Below are 15565 nucleotides of genomic sequence, written 5' to 3' on the forward strand. Positions count from 1 at the left end.
CTAATTAATCTCCTTGTTTTTCAAAAAAGGCTAAATATTCAATATTTTTCGATTTTTCACCTAAAATTGGACTTTTTATAATCGCTTTTAGTAAATGAAAATTATTTTTTTTTGCAATATTTATAACTTTATTCAAAATAAACTCATGATATTTTTGTTCAACATAACCACCATTTGCAACATATTTGCTGCTTGCTTCAAATTGTGGTTTTATTAATGTAATTAATTTTATTTTGTAATCAAAAATTTTATTGCAAATTTCAAATACATGTCTTAGACTAATAAAAGATACATCACAGGTTACTAAATCAAGTTTTTCAACAAACATTGAGGGATTCATATTTTTTAAATTAGTTTTTTCATAAACAACAACATTTTCATTCACTCGCAATGAAAAATCTAATTGGTTGGTACCTGAGTCTAGTGCGTAAACTTTTTTTGCATGATTTTCTAATAATATTTGAACAAAACCACCGGTTGAAGAACCAATATCCAAACAAACTTTATTTTTGATCTTAAGTTTAAATTTTTCTATCGCTTCTTTTAATTTATAAGCACCTCTTGAAACATATTTTGTTTTCTTGAATTTTATTTCAATCTTATCACTATCTAAAAATTTTAAAGATGTTAACAAGACTTTTTCATTATTAACAAAAACCCTTCCTTGCATTGTTAAGGAATTAATTTCCTTGTCATCCAAATTATATTTTTGTTTGATTAGTTCCTTCAATGTTTTTTTCATAAATTATTTGTTGATTATTTGTTTTGATATTTTGTCTAAAATTTTATTTACAAATTTGTAATCATCTTTTGGTGAAAGAATTTTTGTAATGTTTATCATCTCATTAATAACAACTTTTGGATTATTATATGTTAGTTCATAAATTCCAAAAATTAAAATCGCTCTAATTAGTGGACTAATTCTTTCTCAATCCCATGTTTCCAATAAAAATTTTTTTGCAATATTTTCAATGGTTTTATATTTGTTTTCAATAATTTCTAAGGTTTTAATTTCTGATTCAGAAACTTTATTTAATTTATTATTAACAATTTCAGCTGTATTCAAATTTGTGCCAAAAAGTTCAGCTTGATAGATATAATTAATAACATTTTTTCGGAAATGATATTTTTTTAATAAAAAATTACTTCTATTTTGAATATTTTTTTTATCCTCCATTAATCCTCCAAAATTCTTATTAATTTAATTCTTTTTTCATTTGTGTTTTTGCTCAATGTAAATAAAACTGCATTTAATTCACATTTGTTATCAGACACTTTAAAAGGAAGTCTTGCATCATAACGCATTTTTTGATAGACTTCTTCATAATTTGAACCAATTGCACAATCTCTTGGCCCGCACATCCCAGCATCTGTAACATAATAAGTCCCATTAGGCAAAATTTTTGCATCATTTGTTTGTACATGCGTATGTGTACCAATAAAAGCATCAACTTTACCATCAACATATAAACCAAAAACAGATTTTTCTGACGTAGTTTCAGCATGAAAATCAATGATTCAATAATCAGCATGATGAGAATTATATACTGCATCAAATTTATCGAAAAAATTATTAGCAACTTGTTGTTTTCATGGTTCAAGAAGAGGGTTAAATGTAATTCCCATAAAAGACATTATTGCTATTTTCTTATTTTTAATCTCAAAAAATCTAATTCCTTCACCTGGGTATTCATTATTAATATTTATTGGTCGAATAAGATCATCATTATTAATAATTTCAATTATTTCTTTTTTTGCTCAAACATGATTTCCAAGCGTAAATGCATTTACACCAGTTTGTTTTAATTCTAAATAGTCTTCTGGAATAAAACCTTTTCTTCCAGAAACATTTTCTGCTTGGGCAATAACAAAATCAACTTTATTTTTTTTAATTAATTTTTTTAAATGCTTTTTAACAAAATTTATACCAGGTTTTCCAAAAATGTCCCCAAGAAATAAAACATTTATACTTTCTTTTTCCATATTAGTAAATTATATATAATTTAATCTTATTAACATTAACTTGCTTTGGAAATAAATAGATAAAAAATTCTTTCAGATTTAGTCATTATTAAGTTTTTCAACAACTAGATTATAAAGTTCATCATATAAGGTTTTATTTGTTTGTAGCAATAGTGATAAATTTAATTGTCCTTGCGCAATATTTTCGCCATTATAGCTATATCATGAACCTTTTCGATTGATAATTTGAAATGATTCTGCTAATTGGATGATTTCACCAATTTTTGAAATTCCTTTTGAAAATATAATCTCAATTTGTGTACTTTTATAAGGTGGTGCTAATTTATTTTTTACTACTTTACATTTTATTTGGTTACCAGTGATATCACCATTATTTGTAATGTTTTGGCTTTTACGGACTTCTAGTCGAATTGAAGCGTAGAATTTTAGGGCTTTACCGCCTGTTGTTGTTTCTGGATTACCAAATAAAACACCAATTTTTTCCCGAATTTGATTTAAAAAGATAATTGCAGTTTTATTTTTTGATAATGTTCCTGTAATTTTTCTCAATGCTTTTGACATTAGACGAGCCTGTGCACCAATTGTTTGATCACGCATTTCACCATTTAGTTCAACTTCAGGCACTAATGCTGCAACTGAGTCAACAACAATTAAATCAATTGCACCAGTTTTAACTAAACGATCAACAATTTCTAATGCTTCTTCACCAGAACTTGGTTGTGCAAGGATTAAGTTTTTTATATCTACACCTAAATTTCTTGCATAAATTGGATCAATTGAATGTTCAGCATCAATAAAAGCAGCAATTCCACCTTCTTTTTGAATTTCAGCAATTGCATGTAAAGCTAAGGTAGTTTTTCCACTACTTTCAGGTCCAAAAATCTCAATAATTCTTCCTTTTGGTCATCCACCAATTCCTAAAATATTATCAATACACAAAGATCCTGAACTAAAAGTTTCAGGAATGATGTCAGGACCTTCGCCCAAAAGCATAATCGATTCTTTTCCAAACTCTTTTTCAATTTCTTTTAATATTTGATTAATATCAGCAATTTTTTTTGTCTTGTCTTCACTCATTTATATTGCCTCCACTAAATATTTTTCATTATATTCCTTTTTCTTAACTAAATTTGGGAAAAAATAGTGAAAAAATAAAAGTAGCATTTCTTTATTTTGCTACTTCAAAAACTTGTTCCAATTTTTTAATTTCCCAATCTTCAATTTTAAATGAAAATGTAATATTTTTGATTTGGTCATCTTTTTGGTAAATATCAATTATTTGATATGAATGAATACCTTTAATTTGCTTAATTTTATCAATAATTGTTTGAACTGATTCAAATTTATTAAGTGAAAATGTGATATCTCTTGTTTTGATTGGTTCATGTTTATAATTAACAAATTGATTTTTTGTATCAACTAATTTATTAAGTTTAATTTCAGCAAAAATTGCATCATTACCAATTAATTTTGGATGGATTTTTGCAATGTAACCAATCAACTCATCATCTAAATAAATTTCAGCCGCAGCATTTGGATGAAAAATTTCATTTTTTGCTTTTTTAAAAATTAATTTTTTGTTTGTTAAAGAAATAATATCAAGTTTAATTTCATCAAATGTTTTTTGGTTTGAAACTAATCCTAAGACATTGGTTTCTCTTCCGATCATTCCAATGTCAAAAAAAGAATTTTTTTCAAAACCTTGTTTTTTATGATGAATCAAAATTTCATTTAGACTACTAATTAAAGATAAGCGAATTTGCGAGTGATCATAATTTTTTGCATCACTTGCATTTAAAATTTCAGTGATATTAAAAGGGTTAAAAAGATTATTCTCAGGTTTAATTAATGTGTATGTGCGCACATTTGCATAATTTTTGTTTGCCAATTTAGAAATAAAATCAAAAATGTGATTTTTTTGATAATTTAATCGCGTTATTTTAGGTTGCTTTAAAGGAAAATTATTGTATCCATAAAATCTAAAAACTTCTTCAACAAAATCTTGAAGAGTATCAAGATCATAACGGTATGTTGGAAATGTCACCATTGAAAAATCTTCTTTAAATTTGAAATCTAGAATTTCTAATTTTTTCAAAACTTCAAGATATTTCTTTGTTTTTACTATGTTAAAACCAGCAAATTTATTTATATATGCTTTGTCAATTAAAATTGTTTTTTTAGAAATTCTTGGAGCATTGATTTGGATTGAAAAATCAGTTAAATATTGCGATAAAAAATTGTAAGCTAGAATTAAAGATCCATTAGAAATTTCTTTACTTCCTCTTTGTGAAGATAGTGTTGATAATTTGCTTTGTTTTGCATTTTTTCTGATTTCATTGATGTTAAATGAAGCTAGTTCAAAAACAACTTTTTGTGTGTCTTTTTGAAATTGATATACTTCAAGACCAATTGTTGCAGCAATTGAGATTGGATTGCTTCCATTAAATACACATAAGGAATTTTCAAAATTAATCTCTTTATTACCTAGGATATTTAATTTTCCTGAATAATAACCAACATTAAATTCATTAGATTTTAAATCATTTTTATTATAAACATGACATGGAACGCCGGCATATAATAAAACTAAATTTGTAAGATCAATTGCATTTGAAAAAGTTTTTATACCATGTTTTCAAAGCAACATTTTTTCTTTAATTGAACAATTTAAATTAAGATTTGCTGCTTCAACTAAAGTAAATGCATTTGTATTTTTTAAGTTTTTAATTTCAAAATTTGAAATTAAATTATGAGTTGGTTTTTTAGGTCATTTAATTTCAGTTTGAAAATAAGCTGCTAATTCTTTTGCCATGACTAAATAACATTGTGCATCAGCACGATTTGATAAAATTGATATTTCAATCATTCAATCATCTAAATCAAAATATGTAATTGGATCAAGATTCAAATCAATTTCTTCAAGTTGGAAAATCTGGTCATCAAATTCCTGAGGAATTATTTCTTTATCAAAACCAATTTCTGAAAGTCCAACAAACATTCCTTCAGAAACAATTCCTTGCATTTTTCTTGGTGAAAAAATCAAATCTTTACTTCTTGAACCTGGAACAAATGACATCACATATTGTCCTGCTTGCATGTTTGTTGCTGTTGTTTGAATTATTGCTTTGTGACCATTTCCATATTCAACTTCACAAACAGTTAAACGATCGGCATTGGGATTTTTATATGTTTTTAGGACATGACATAATTTTATGCCTTCAACATCAGCAAACTTATAATAATTCTCAACCTCAAAACCAATTGAATTTATTGCTTCAACCATTTCTTTGATTGAGATATTTTTTAAATTTGCTAATTTATGTAATGTTTTATACGAAAATACCATTTTATTTTTCCTTATTTAAATTGTTTTAAAAATCTAATGTCATTAAGATATAGTTCTCTGATGTCTTCAATACCATATTTAATCATTGCAATTCTTTCAATCCCAATTCCAGCAGCAAAGCCATTCATTGAATTTGTATATCAAGCGGCCTTAAGAACTTTTTCATGCAACATTCCAGCCCCAAGTACTTCAATTCATTTGTTTTTAAAAAAGATATCAATTTCAACACTTGGTTCAGTAAAAGGAAAATAGGAAGGACGTAATCGAATTTGAATATCTTGTTCAAAAACATATGAAAGCATTTCTTTAATTGTATAGATTAAAGAAGCAAATGAAACATTACCAACACTAACTAAATCTAACTGTGTAAATTGATGTGTATGAGTTTTATCTTCTTCATCATTGCGGTAAACTTTTCCAATTGCAAATTGTGAAAATTCATTGTTTGCAAATTTTTCTAATGCGCGTGCACTAATGCCAGTATTGTGTGTCCGAAGTAATTCATTTTCATTTAAGTAAAGTGAGTCTTGCATTTCCCTAGCCGGATGTGAAGATGGAATATTAAGATTTTCAAAGTTATATTTATCATTTTCAATTTCTGAGTAATCTAGTTCAATATAACCATTCATTAACAACCATTCACGAAAACGCATTGCAACAAGATTAACTGGATGAATAAAATCATTTCGCTGCACCGGAATAGCAAAATCAATAAATTCATTTTGAAGTTGTTTTTCAATTTCTAAATTTGTAATTTTTTTTCTTGCTTCTTCAAAAAAATCTTCAGCTTTATTTTTTAGATCTTGAATTTTTTTACCAATTTCTCGTTTTTTTTCTTTGTCTGCTTGTTTTAATTCTTGCATTAATGTAAGTAGTTCTTTTGAATTGCTAAATTGATTTTTTGCTAATTTAAGATCTTCTAAATTATTTATTTTTTCTAAATCAAACATTTTATTGTCCTTATTTTTTAATTTTTTCTCAATACTCTTTGATTTTTTTCTCTCATCCTTGGTTTTGAAACTCATATGCAACAAAATTATTCAATTCATTTGGGAGATATTGTTGTTTTACCCAATTATTTAAATAATCATGTGCATATTTATAATTAATACCTCGGCCTAGTTTGTAAGCCGATTTATAATGTGCATCTTTTAAGTGTAAGGGTGGTTCATATATTAAATTTGCATCCAAAATCTTATTTGTATTTTTGATTGCAAGATAAGATGAATTTGATTTGGGACTTAGTGCAAGATTAAGAATTGCAAATCCAATCGGAAGATTTCCTTCAGGTAAACCAAGACGTTCAAATGTTTGGATTGCTGCTAGTGTTTGCATGCCGACCATTGGATTTGCTAATCCAATATCTTCATAAGCAACTGCTAGCATGCGACGAAATAAATCATCTACATTTCCTGATTTTAAAATTAAAAAACCTCAATATAAGGAAGCATCTGGATCTGAACCTCTTAGTGATTTATGAAATGCACTTAACAAATCATAATGATTATCACCATTTTTATCACTAAAGAAATTGATGGTGGGAATAATTTCTTTGATTTCTTCAAGTGTAATTTCTTTTTCAAAATTTAGTTTGTTAATTAGTTCAACAATATTTATTGCAGCCCGAAAATCTTGGTTTGCTTGTGTGGCAATAAAATCTTGTAATGTTTCTTTTTTTAATCAATTTAGATTTAAAGTATTTGCAATTTCTTTTAACTTATTTTTTATGTCTTTTTTGGATGGTAAATCCATTTCAATAATATGTGCTCTTGATCTTAGAGCTGGATTTAGTTTGAAATATGGGTTTTCTGTTGTTGTTGCATAAATTGTGATGAGACCATCTTCCAAATAAGGTAATAGAATATCTTGTTTATCTTTATTTAAACGATGGATTTCATCAATAATTAAAATATCATTATTTTTAATTTTTATTATTAAGTCTTCTTTTTTATCAATTGCTGCATTAAATAAATCATAGTTAGCATTGATTGCGTTTGCCAAAATGTTTGCAATTGTACTTTTGCCAGTTCCTGGTTTGCCATAAAAAATAAATGAAGAATAATCTTTATTTGTAATAATTGCTTGGAATAATTTCTTTTTTGCTTCTGAGCAAATAAAGTCATCTAAATTATTTGGTCTTAATTGGCTTGCTAAATTGATTTTCATGTAATTAATTATATCTAAATTTATATTGACTAAGAAACTTTGTTTCTTATAGCAATAAATAAGTTAAAAAACTTTGATTTAAGATTGATTTTAAATATTTTTTTGAATTAAAAAAAATAAGTGAGTTATTTTGCACTTATTTTTTTTAATTATTTTGTTTCTTGAACTTCAGAAACTTGTTTTGTTTCTCTTTGTACATCTTTTTTAACTGGACCAATGTATGGCAGGATTGCAACTAATCTAGCTCTTTTAATTGCTAATGCAACTGCTCTTTGATGTTTTGCACATGTTCCAGTAATTCTTGAAGAAATGATTTTACCTTGTTGGTTTACTAATTTTGATAATAATTCTTCATTTTTGTAATCAACATAAACAACAGGAGATTTACTTAAACAAAATTGACATGGACGTTTACGAACAAATAATTTTTTACGAACAACTCTTGCCATTTTTTTCTCCTAAATTAAAGATCTCAAGTCAAACCATCATAATTAACCTCTGAATCATCTTCAGCTGGTTCTTGTAAGATTGGACTTGGTGAATTAATTTTATTTTCTTCTTCTGAAATACTAAATTCTTTTAAATTATTTTTTCTTCTTTCTTCAGTAACTTCTTTTGTTTCAAGTGATTGAATTCGATCAGCACTAATTACATAACTATTTACTAATTGCCCATTTTGATCAGTCAATCTTGATGATTGAAATGAACCTTCAACCAATAAAAGTGAACCTTTATCTAAAAACTTATTGATAAATGTTGCATTTGATCTTCATGCGACACATGGAATAAAATCAGAAACTGGTTCAGTATTTGGTGCTGCATAGTTTCTTGTAACAACAATTGTAAACCTTGAATATTCAATGTTTGATGCTGTGATGCCTTTAAAAGGTTTTGAAGCTAGTCTTCCGATTAAAATAACCTTATTCATAAGTATCCCTTCTTTTTGAATCTGAAATAAAATTTTGCTTATTATTCAACTTCTTTGTTTTTAGTAGATTCTTTTTTTATTTCGTGTTTTTTATCTTCTGTTGTTGTTTCTTTTCTTTCGTGTCTTTCAAATGGTTTTTTATTATCAAAATTTCTTCTTTGGAATCTTTTTTGTTTTCTTGGTTTTAAACCTTTTTCTGAATCTAAATTAATAACTAAACTTCTTAAGATTGTTTTGTCAATATTGAATTTTCTTGTTAGTTCTTTAATTGATTCTGGTTCAGTTTTTGTTAAAACTAAGAAATAAGATGCACGATTTAATTTTTTGATTGGATATGCTAATTCAGTTCGCTCTAATCTTTCGAATTTAGTGTTTTTTTCATCAAGAACTGAAAATAACAATTCTTTAACACTTTCTTCTTTTGATGTAGGGTTAACTAAAATCATAATTTCGTATTTTGACATTATAATTCTCCTTTTGGACTTTTGGGTCAATTACTGACCAAGGATTTTACCCTTTTGTAATTTGTTAATTAAATATAATATTTAACTTAATAATTATATATACTAAATGATATTTTTTTTGAAGTTTAAAGAAAACATATGTTCTTTTTATTAAAGATTTTTTATTAAAAATATACAATTTTGAGGTAGTTAATTATATAAAAATATTTGTAAAAAAATAGTCCACAGAAGGACTAATTTTCTTTTTTAATTTTCTAATTTTTCAAAGATTTTTTTTGTTGTTTTGAATGATATTTTTGCAACATTATAAAGTTCACTTTTTCCGAATTTTTTAACAAAATCAGCACCTAAATCAATAATTTGGTTACTAGCACCAAGTTTGAATGGAAAATTGTTATATGTTTTTTTTAAATCCGACATTTTTTTTAACAAAATATATCTTGCCATTATTGATGCACAAGCAACATTAAGATATTTCTCTTCAGCTTTAGTTTCTAAAACAATTTGAAAATGATTGAATTCTAAATTTGTGACTAGTTTTTCTTTTTTGAGTTTTTCAAGATGTTTTTTGAGATTGATTTCGGATGCATATTGATCAATTACAATTGGTAGTTTTTTATCTAAAAAAGTAATCAATCTTTTTATTGAATTAAAATGAATTAGAGTTTTAATTGCATTATTATTAATTCCAATTTTTGTCAGATCGTTGTAGTTTTTTTGACTTAAAATTGTATCTTTGAAATAAGCTAAATTATTTTTGTTAATTTCTTCAATAATTTGAATAATTTTTTGGTCGCTTAATTTTTTGCTATCTTTAATTCCTAATAATTTAATCTTATCAAAATTTTTTTTAGGAATGAAGCAAGCAACAGAAACAATTGGACTAAAATAATCGCCCACGCCTGTTTCATCAATTCCAATATATTCAAATTTTTTATCATTCATCATTTTTTACTTCTTTATTTTGTATAAAAATTATCTGCACCAACAGTTTTTAGACTCTTTTTATTTTTTCTTCTTTTTTCTTTTGCTAATTCAATATATTTGTCTGGATCATTCAAGAAAGCATCAATAAAATATCCGACTGCTCCTTCTTTATTTGTTTGTTCCATAATAACTGTTGAAACATTTTTGATTGCATTTTCGGCATTTGCTGGACAAACACCAACGTTGCCAATGTCATACATACTTAAATCATTGTATGAATCTCCCATGACGATTGTATCATCAATATCAATATTGTAATAACGCATCATTAAAGAGATAACTTTTCCTTTATCAACCCCGATTGAAGTAATATCAAAAACAGGACTTAATCCTTCACCTTTTGATCATGAAGAAAATTCTCCTAAATCGCCATATCTTCTTTTTAAATAAGTTAGTAGTTCCAAAACATCTGTTGTTGGTTGACAATCAAAAACAATTCCTGTTGGTTTTAAAGGAAGTTTTTCAAGATTTATTGATTCACGAAATTTTGTTGCTTGATTGAATCCAAAAACCTTTTCAAGATTTGGATCACGGTGCATTAATTGCACCCAATCAGGTCCTTCAATTGCATAATTTGAGATTTCTTTTTTAACTTTTTCATCTCCCAAAATATATAAAACTTCATTCAAGTCTAAATATGTGATTGTTGGAATGAAAAATGGATCAGCAGGGTTATGAATATGAGCACCATTGTAATTTCCAACAATGGCATTTAAACCCAATTTGTCATAAACAGGCATTGTTGATCTTCATGGACGTCCAGTGATGATTGAAACGATATGTCCTTCTTTGACAGCACGTTTAATTGCTTCTTCAGTTTTAGGATGAATTGTTCCAGCACCTGAATCAGCTAAAAGTGTCCCATCAAGATCAAGTGCAAATAAAAATCTTCGTTGTTTTGAGTCTTTATTAAAAGCCATTTTTTATTTTTTATTCCTTCCATAAAAGTAATTATTTTTTATTATAAATAAATAAAATTATCATACAAAAAAAGAGATTTTTCATCTCTTGAATTATTTTTTTGTGCCAAAAATACGGTCTCCAGCATCACCTAAACCTGGAATTATGTAATTATTTTCATCCAATCCTTGATCTTTTGTTGCTAAATAAATATCAATTTCAGGAAAGTGTTTGGTGATATTATTGATACCTTTATCAACACCAACAAGACAAAGTAGTTTGATATTTAAAAAGCCTAATTTTCTTAATTTATTAATTGTGTGGTAGGCCGAACTACCAGTAGCTAGCATTGGATCAACAACAATAATGTAACTTTCTTTTGAAACATCAGGAATTTTAAAAAAATATTCAAAAACTTGTTTTGTTGTTTCATCACGATACATTCCAACGTGCCCAACTCGCGCTTGTGGAATTAAATTAAGAATACCATTCACCATTCCAAGCCCAGCTCTCAAAATTGGGATTATCACAATTTCTTTGTCAAGTTGTTGACCTTCAAAAATATGACCAATTGGAGTTTTTACTTTCAATGGTTTTGTTTGATAATCTCGAAGCATTTCATAAACCATTAGCGAAGTAATTTCATCTAAATTTTGTCTAAATTCATTGTTATTTGTTTTTTTGTCTCGTAGTTTTGTTAATTTAGCATCAATCAATGGATGTGAAAAAATTTTAACCATATTTTTTACACTATTTTTTTTAATTCGGTTGCGTCTTAGTTAGTAATTTGTTGAAGTATCAATTTTTCCTTCAACGATTGCAACTGATTTTGATGTACCTAGTCGATTTGCACCTAAATCAACCATCTTTTGTGCATCTTCTTTTGATTTAATACCACCTGATGCTTTAATTAACAGTTTGTCTTTAGCAATATTTTTCATGATTTCAACATCTTCAAAACTGGCACCCCGATATGAAAAACCAGTTGATGTTTTAATGAAATCAGCACCTGATTGTAAAACAATTTCTGTTGCTTTTGCAATTTCATCATTTGTTAATAATGCTGTTTCAACAATAACTTTTAAGATTTTATTTCCACAAACTTCTTTAATAGCTTTAATTTCATTTAGAATGTATTCATATTGTTTATCTTTGAAACGTCCAACATTCATTACCATATCAATTTCATCAGCACCATGTTCAATTGCGATTTTGGTTTCAAATACTTTCACGCTTGTGACATTGTAACCAAGCGGGAAACCAATCACAGTGCAAATTAGAATATCAGTATTTTTTAATTTCTCTTTTGCATACTTAACATAAGAAGGTGCAATGCAAACAGATTTGAAATCATATTTTTTTGCTTCGTCAATTAATTTGTCAATATCTTTTGTTGTTCCAGCTTGACCTAAAAAAGTATGGTCAATTAATTTGTTTAGCATTTTTTCCCCTATTTTTATATTTTTTTATTTTGAATTATTAATTTAATTTAGCTAAAACTTCTTGAATTTCAAATGGTTTATTATTGAATTCAATGACATTTAGTAAATCATTTGCCAATGTTTTGTCGATTTCTTTTGATGAATATAAAGTAAAAAGAATATCATTTTTCTTTACAAAATCATTTGATGTTTTGTTTAGATATATTCCTGCTTCATAGTCAATTAAATCTTCTTTTTTGCTTCTTCCAGCACCTAATTTCATTGCAACAATTCCAAATTCAATTGCTGAATTAATTTTTAGATAACCTTCTTTTTCTGAAATAACTTCATACTTGAATTTAGGATTAAATCAATTTTTTGCATAAACTGAGTCAATATTGCCATTTTGAGCTTTGATTCATTCATTAAATTTGTTTAGTGCTTGTTTATTTGCAATGACTTCTTCAATCATTACTCTTGCTTCTTTTTCATTTTTTGCTTTATTTGCTAAAACTAACAGTGTTGAAGCTGATGAATAAACAATTTCAGTAAAATCTTTTGGACCTTCTCCTTTTAGCGTGTCAATTGCTTCAAGAATTTCAATTTTATTTCCAATAGTTCTTCCAAGTGGTTTTTCCATATTAGTAATTTCAACAGCAATTTTTCTGTTTAATTTTTTTCCAATTTCAATCATTAAATGACCAAGTTTTTTGGCTTGCTCTAGATTTTTCATGAATGCACCATTACCACATTTTACATCCAAAAGAATGCAATTTGATCCCGTTGCAATTTTTTTAGACATAACTGAACTAGCAATTAATGGAATTGAATCAACTGTTCCAGTTACATCTCTTAATGCATAAATTTTTTTATCAGCAGGTACTAATTTTTGGTTTTGACCAACAATGGCAATATTGTGTTTTTCAACGACATTTTTAAATTCATCATCTGATAATGAAATTCTAAAACCTTCAATTGACTCTAATTTGTCTAGTGTTCCACCTGTGTGACCTAATCCTCTTCCAGACATTTTTGCAATTGTTAGTCCTAAAGCAGCTAAAATTGGGCAAAGTACAATACTTACTTTGTCACCAACACCACCTGTTGAGTGCTTGTCAGCAATTGTTGTTTTTAAATATGATCAATCAATTGTATCACCTGAATTAATCATTGCATTTGTTAAGTATGATGTTTCAGATTCATTTAAAGAATTTAATCGAATTGCCATTAATAGTGCAGATGCTTGATAATCAGGAATATTCCCATTAACATAATTTTCAATAAAGAATTCAATTTCTGCTTTTGTTAGTTCTTGTTTATTGGCCTTTTTATTTATAATATCAATGATTCTCATTGTTATTGGAAGTCCTTAGCTAAAGAAAGTGCCAATTTCATCATATCATTAAATGAATTTTGTCTTTCTTCACTTGTTGTATATTCATGAGTAATCAAATTATCAGAAATTGTTAATAATGTTGCTGCTTTTTTATTTAATTTTTCAGCAACGCTAAATAACCCATATGCTTCCATTTCAACACAAACTGCGCCATCTGAAATTTTTTCTCTTTCTTCTGGTGTTTGGAATGTATAGAATGCATCTTCGGTTAGGATTTTGTCTAAATGAACATGCATATTTAAATCTTTGGCATTTTTAATGATTAAATCATTTAATTCTTTGTTTGGATATGCAACATGTTCATCTTTTGCATTTTTAATAATTTCATTTCTAAATGAAGTTGATTGACTATATGCTGATGAAGCTAAAACCATTTCACGGTTTTTTAAATCAGCTTTTAATGAACCGGCTGAACCAATTCTTACAATTGCTTCTACACCATATTCACTAAATAATTCATATGAGTAAATCCCGATTGAAGGAACTCCCATTCCTGATGCACAAACAGAAATTTTGTTTCCTTGATAATAACCAGTGTACATAAAAACATTTCTTACACTTGAAACAAGTTCAACATTTTCCAAGTAAGTATCAGCAATATACTTTGCCCGCAATGGATCTCCTGGCATCAATACCAACTTAGCAAAAGCATTTTCTTTTGCATTAATATGTGGTGTCATAATTAATTTTTCTCCTTAATTTTAGTAGTTATTATTTCTATCTATCTATTTCTTTCAAATTTTATATTTTTATTACATTAAAAATTATATTATAAATTTGCTAAGCATTTCATTTTAAGATGATCATTATTTGTTTAAAAAATTTCTTTATTTTCACTGATTAATTCAGCACCTTCATTGATTAAATCAATATTTCCATCATTAAGATCATGATCTTTAAACAAAAGACATTGAATATCTTTTCCTTGGTCTAAAAATTCATTAATTAAAGTATTATATTTTTTTTCTAACGATGATAATAAAATCATTTTTGTGCACATTGAAGCATTAATTCGATTTCTTGTAGCATAGGCAGTTCTTGTAATATGATATTCATTTGGAAATTCAGATAGAAATAAACAGTTTGGATGATTAAATTTATTTAGATCAAGATGTTTAATTGCTCAATTGATACCGCATGGAAGAATAATTATTGCCTTAAAATTATTTTTTAGAATTGAATGTAAAATTGTTTGTTCTAAACCAGGTCAAAAAGAATTAATAATTGTAATATTTTTATTATTTTTTAGATTATTAACATATTCTATAATTGATTTTGTTTCGTATGAACCAGTTAAATATATACATTCTTTAGCTTCTTTTAAAATATTGATATTTCCTTTATAAAATAAAACAAAAGGTGGTTTATTTGAAGCAATTAATTGCTTTGGATATTTTTCTTCCAAAATTGTAAAAAACTCTGGATTATCTTTTTTGATTTCTTCTAAAACTAAATTGTAATTTTCATCATTAATAATTTCTTTATTTTTTATTGCTTTATAGATATTGTTTCAATTGCCTTTATATTTGTATGCAAAATACAGTAAGATTTCATTCATATTTATCCTCCAGTTAATCTAAATATTAAAAGAAGGATTTTTTTAATAATCCAATTAGTGAAAAAATAAAGAAAATAAAAAAGGCTAATATAGCCTCTTGCACTATAAACCGCTTTTTGTATCTGTATTTAATTCTAAATACAGTGCCAACTATTTATCTAAGTTTTTAAAAAACTTCCCAATCTTAATTCATTTATCTCGATTGAGTTCCCCTACCAAAATTTGGGTTTCTAACTCATGGAGTTTACATCGTTGCACCTTAACTTAATAAGCTCGTCTCTGTTGCACTAGTCGTCAATTAAATATTGAAAAATAATTGCCTAGGCTTATTTGGCCTAGCATGAACACTACTTGCATCGCAGCAAGTGCTAGAGCGGATTTTCCTCTACAAAACTATGCAGCAGTTGGCCGTGCAC

General features: G+C 26.8%; 17 protein-coding genes and 1 other RNA gene. All 18 read right to left on the bottom strand.

Annotated elements, in window-relative coordinates; genetic code table 4:
- Positions 1-4: 4 nt before the first annotated feature.
- The 18 genes from D2845_RS03055 to rnpB all read right to left on the bottom strand — a co-directional run bounded on the left by D2845_RS03055 (position 5) and on the right by rnpB (position 15565).
- Positions 5-742: a TlyA family RNA methyltransferase gene (locus D2845_RS03055; RefSeq protein WP_110858076.1), complete on the bottom strand. Its 738-nt coding sequence runs from the start codon at positions 740-742 to the stop codon at positions 5-7.
- 3 nt (positions 743-745) lie between these two features.
- Complete coding sequence (locus D2845_RS06815; protein WP_002881783.1) at positions 746-1177, bottom strand: transcription antitermination protein NusB; 432 nt, start codon at positions 1175-1177, stop codon at positions 746-748.
- Positions 1177-1983, bottom strand: coding sequence for a TIGR00282 family metallophosphoesterase (locus tag D2845_RS03065; protein WP_002881785.1), 807 nt, complete (start codon positions 1981-1983; stop codon positions 1177-1179). The genes D2845_RS06815 and D2845_RS03065 overlap by 1 nt, the downstream gene beginning before the upstream one ends.
- Positions 1984-2061: 78 nt before the next feature.
- Positions 2062-3060, bottom strand: a complete 999-nt coding sequence (gene recA, locus D2845_RS03070; RefSeq protein WP_002881786.1) for a recombinase RecA — start codon at positions 3058-3060, stop codon at positions 2062-2064.
- 91 nt (positions 3061-3151) lie between these two features.
- Entirely contained in the window at positions 3152-5329 is a 2178-nt protein-coding gene (locus D2845_RS03075) for a phenylalanine--tRNA ligase subunit beta (RefSeq protein WP_110858075.1), read from the bottom strand.
- An 11-nt stretch (positions 5330-5340) separates the two neighbouring features.
- Positions 5341-6279, bottom strand: coding sequence for a phenylalanine--tRNA ligase subunit alpha (gene pheS, locus D2845_RS03080; RefSeq protein ID WP_002881788.1), 939 nt, complete (start codon positions 6277-6279; stop codon positions 5341-5343).
- 10 nt (positions 6280-6289) lie between these two features.
- Positions 6290-7495, bottom strand: coding sequence for a replication-associated recombination protein A (locus D2845_RS03085; RefSeq protein WP_002881789.1), 1206 nt, complete (start codon positions 7493-7495; stop codon positions 6290-6292).
- Between the two features lie 149 nt (positions 7496-7644).
- Positions 7645-7944 (bottom strand): 30S ribosomal protein S18, encoded by a 300-nt coding sequence (rpsR, locus tag D2845_RS03090; protein ID WP_110858074.1) that lies wholly within the window; start codon positions 7942-7944, stop codon positions 7645-7647.
- Positions 7945-7958: 14 nt separating this feature from the next.
- Entirely contained in the window at positions 7959-8423 is a 465-nt protein-coding gene (locus D2845_RS03095) for a single-stranded DNA-binding protein (RefSeq protein ID WP_110858073.1), read from the bottom strand.
- Between the two features lie 41 nt (positions 8424-8464).
- A complete protein-coding gene (gene rpsF / locus D2845_RS03100; RefSeq protein WP_110858072.1) occupies positions 8465-8887 on the bottom strand; it encodes a 30S ribosomal protein S6 in 423 nt (140 codons plus the stop codon).
- Between the two features lie 246 nt (positions 8888-9133).
- Positions 9134-9835, bottom strand: a complete 702-nt coding sequence (locus tag D2845_RS03105; protein ID WP_231992767.1) for a ribonuclease HIII — start codon at positions 9833-9835, stop codon at positions 9134-9136.
- Positions 9836-9846: 11 nt separating this feature from the next.
- On the bottom strand, positions 9847-10794 hold the full coding sequence (locus D2845_RS03110; RefSeq protein WP_002881800.1) for a Cof-type HAD-IIB family hydrolase: 948 nt from the start codon (positions 10792-10794) through the stop codon (positions 9847-9849).
- Between the two features lie 93 nt (positions 10795-10887).
- Positions 10888-11514 (bottom strand): uracil phosphoribosyltransferase, encoded by a 627-nt coding sequence (upp, locus tag D2845_RS03115; RefSeq protein WP_002881801.1) that lies wholly within the window; start codon positions 11512-11514, stop codon positions 10888-10890.
- A gap of 39 nt (positions 11515-11553) precedes the next feature.
- Positions 11554-12216: a deoxyribose-phosphate aldolase gene (gene deoC / locus D2845_RS03120; RefSeq protein ID WP_110858071.1), complete on the bottom strand. Its 663-nt coding sequence runs from the start codon at positions 12214-12216 to the stop codon at positions 11554-11556.
- A 37-nt stretch (positions 12217-12253) separates the two neighbouring features.
- Complete coding sequence (locus tag D2845_RS03125; RefSeq protein WP_110858070.1) at positions 12254-13549, bottom strand: thymidine phosphorylase; 1296 nt, start codon at positions 13547-13549, stop codon at positions 12254-12256.
- 2 nt (positions 13550-13551) lie between these two features.
- The gene (deoD, locus tag D2845_RS03130; RefSeq protein WP_110858069.1) at positions 13552-14271 is read right to left on the bottom strand and encodes a purine-nucleoside phosphorylase; all 720 of its coding nucleotides are present in this window, start codon (positions 14269-14271) and stop codon (positions 13552-13554) included.
- Positions 14272-14405: 134 nt separating this feature from the next.
- Positions 14406-15149 (bottom strand): DNA-processing protein DprA, encoded by a 744-nt coding sequence (locus D2845_RS06820; RefSeq protein ID WP_110858068.1) that lies wholly within the window; start codon positions 15147-15149, stop codon positions 14406-14408.
- 100 nt (positions 15150-15249) lie between these two features.
- An RNA gene (gene rnpB, locus D2845_RS03140) (RNase P RNA component class B) lies at positions 15250-15565 on the bottom strand.

It is taken from the genome of Metamycoplasma alkalescens, assembly GCF_900476125.1.
In the GTDB taxonomy this organism is placed as follows: domain Bacteria; phylum Bacillota_I; class Bacilli_A; order Mycoplasmatales; family Metamycoplasmataceae; genus Metamycoplasma; species Metamycoplasma alkalescens.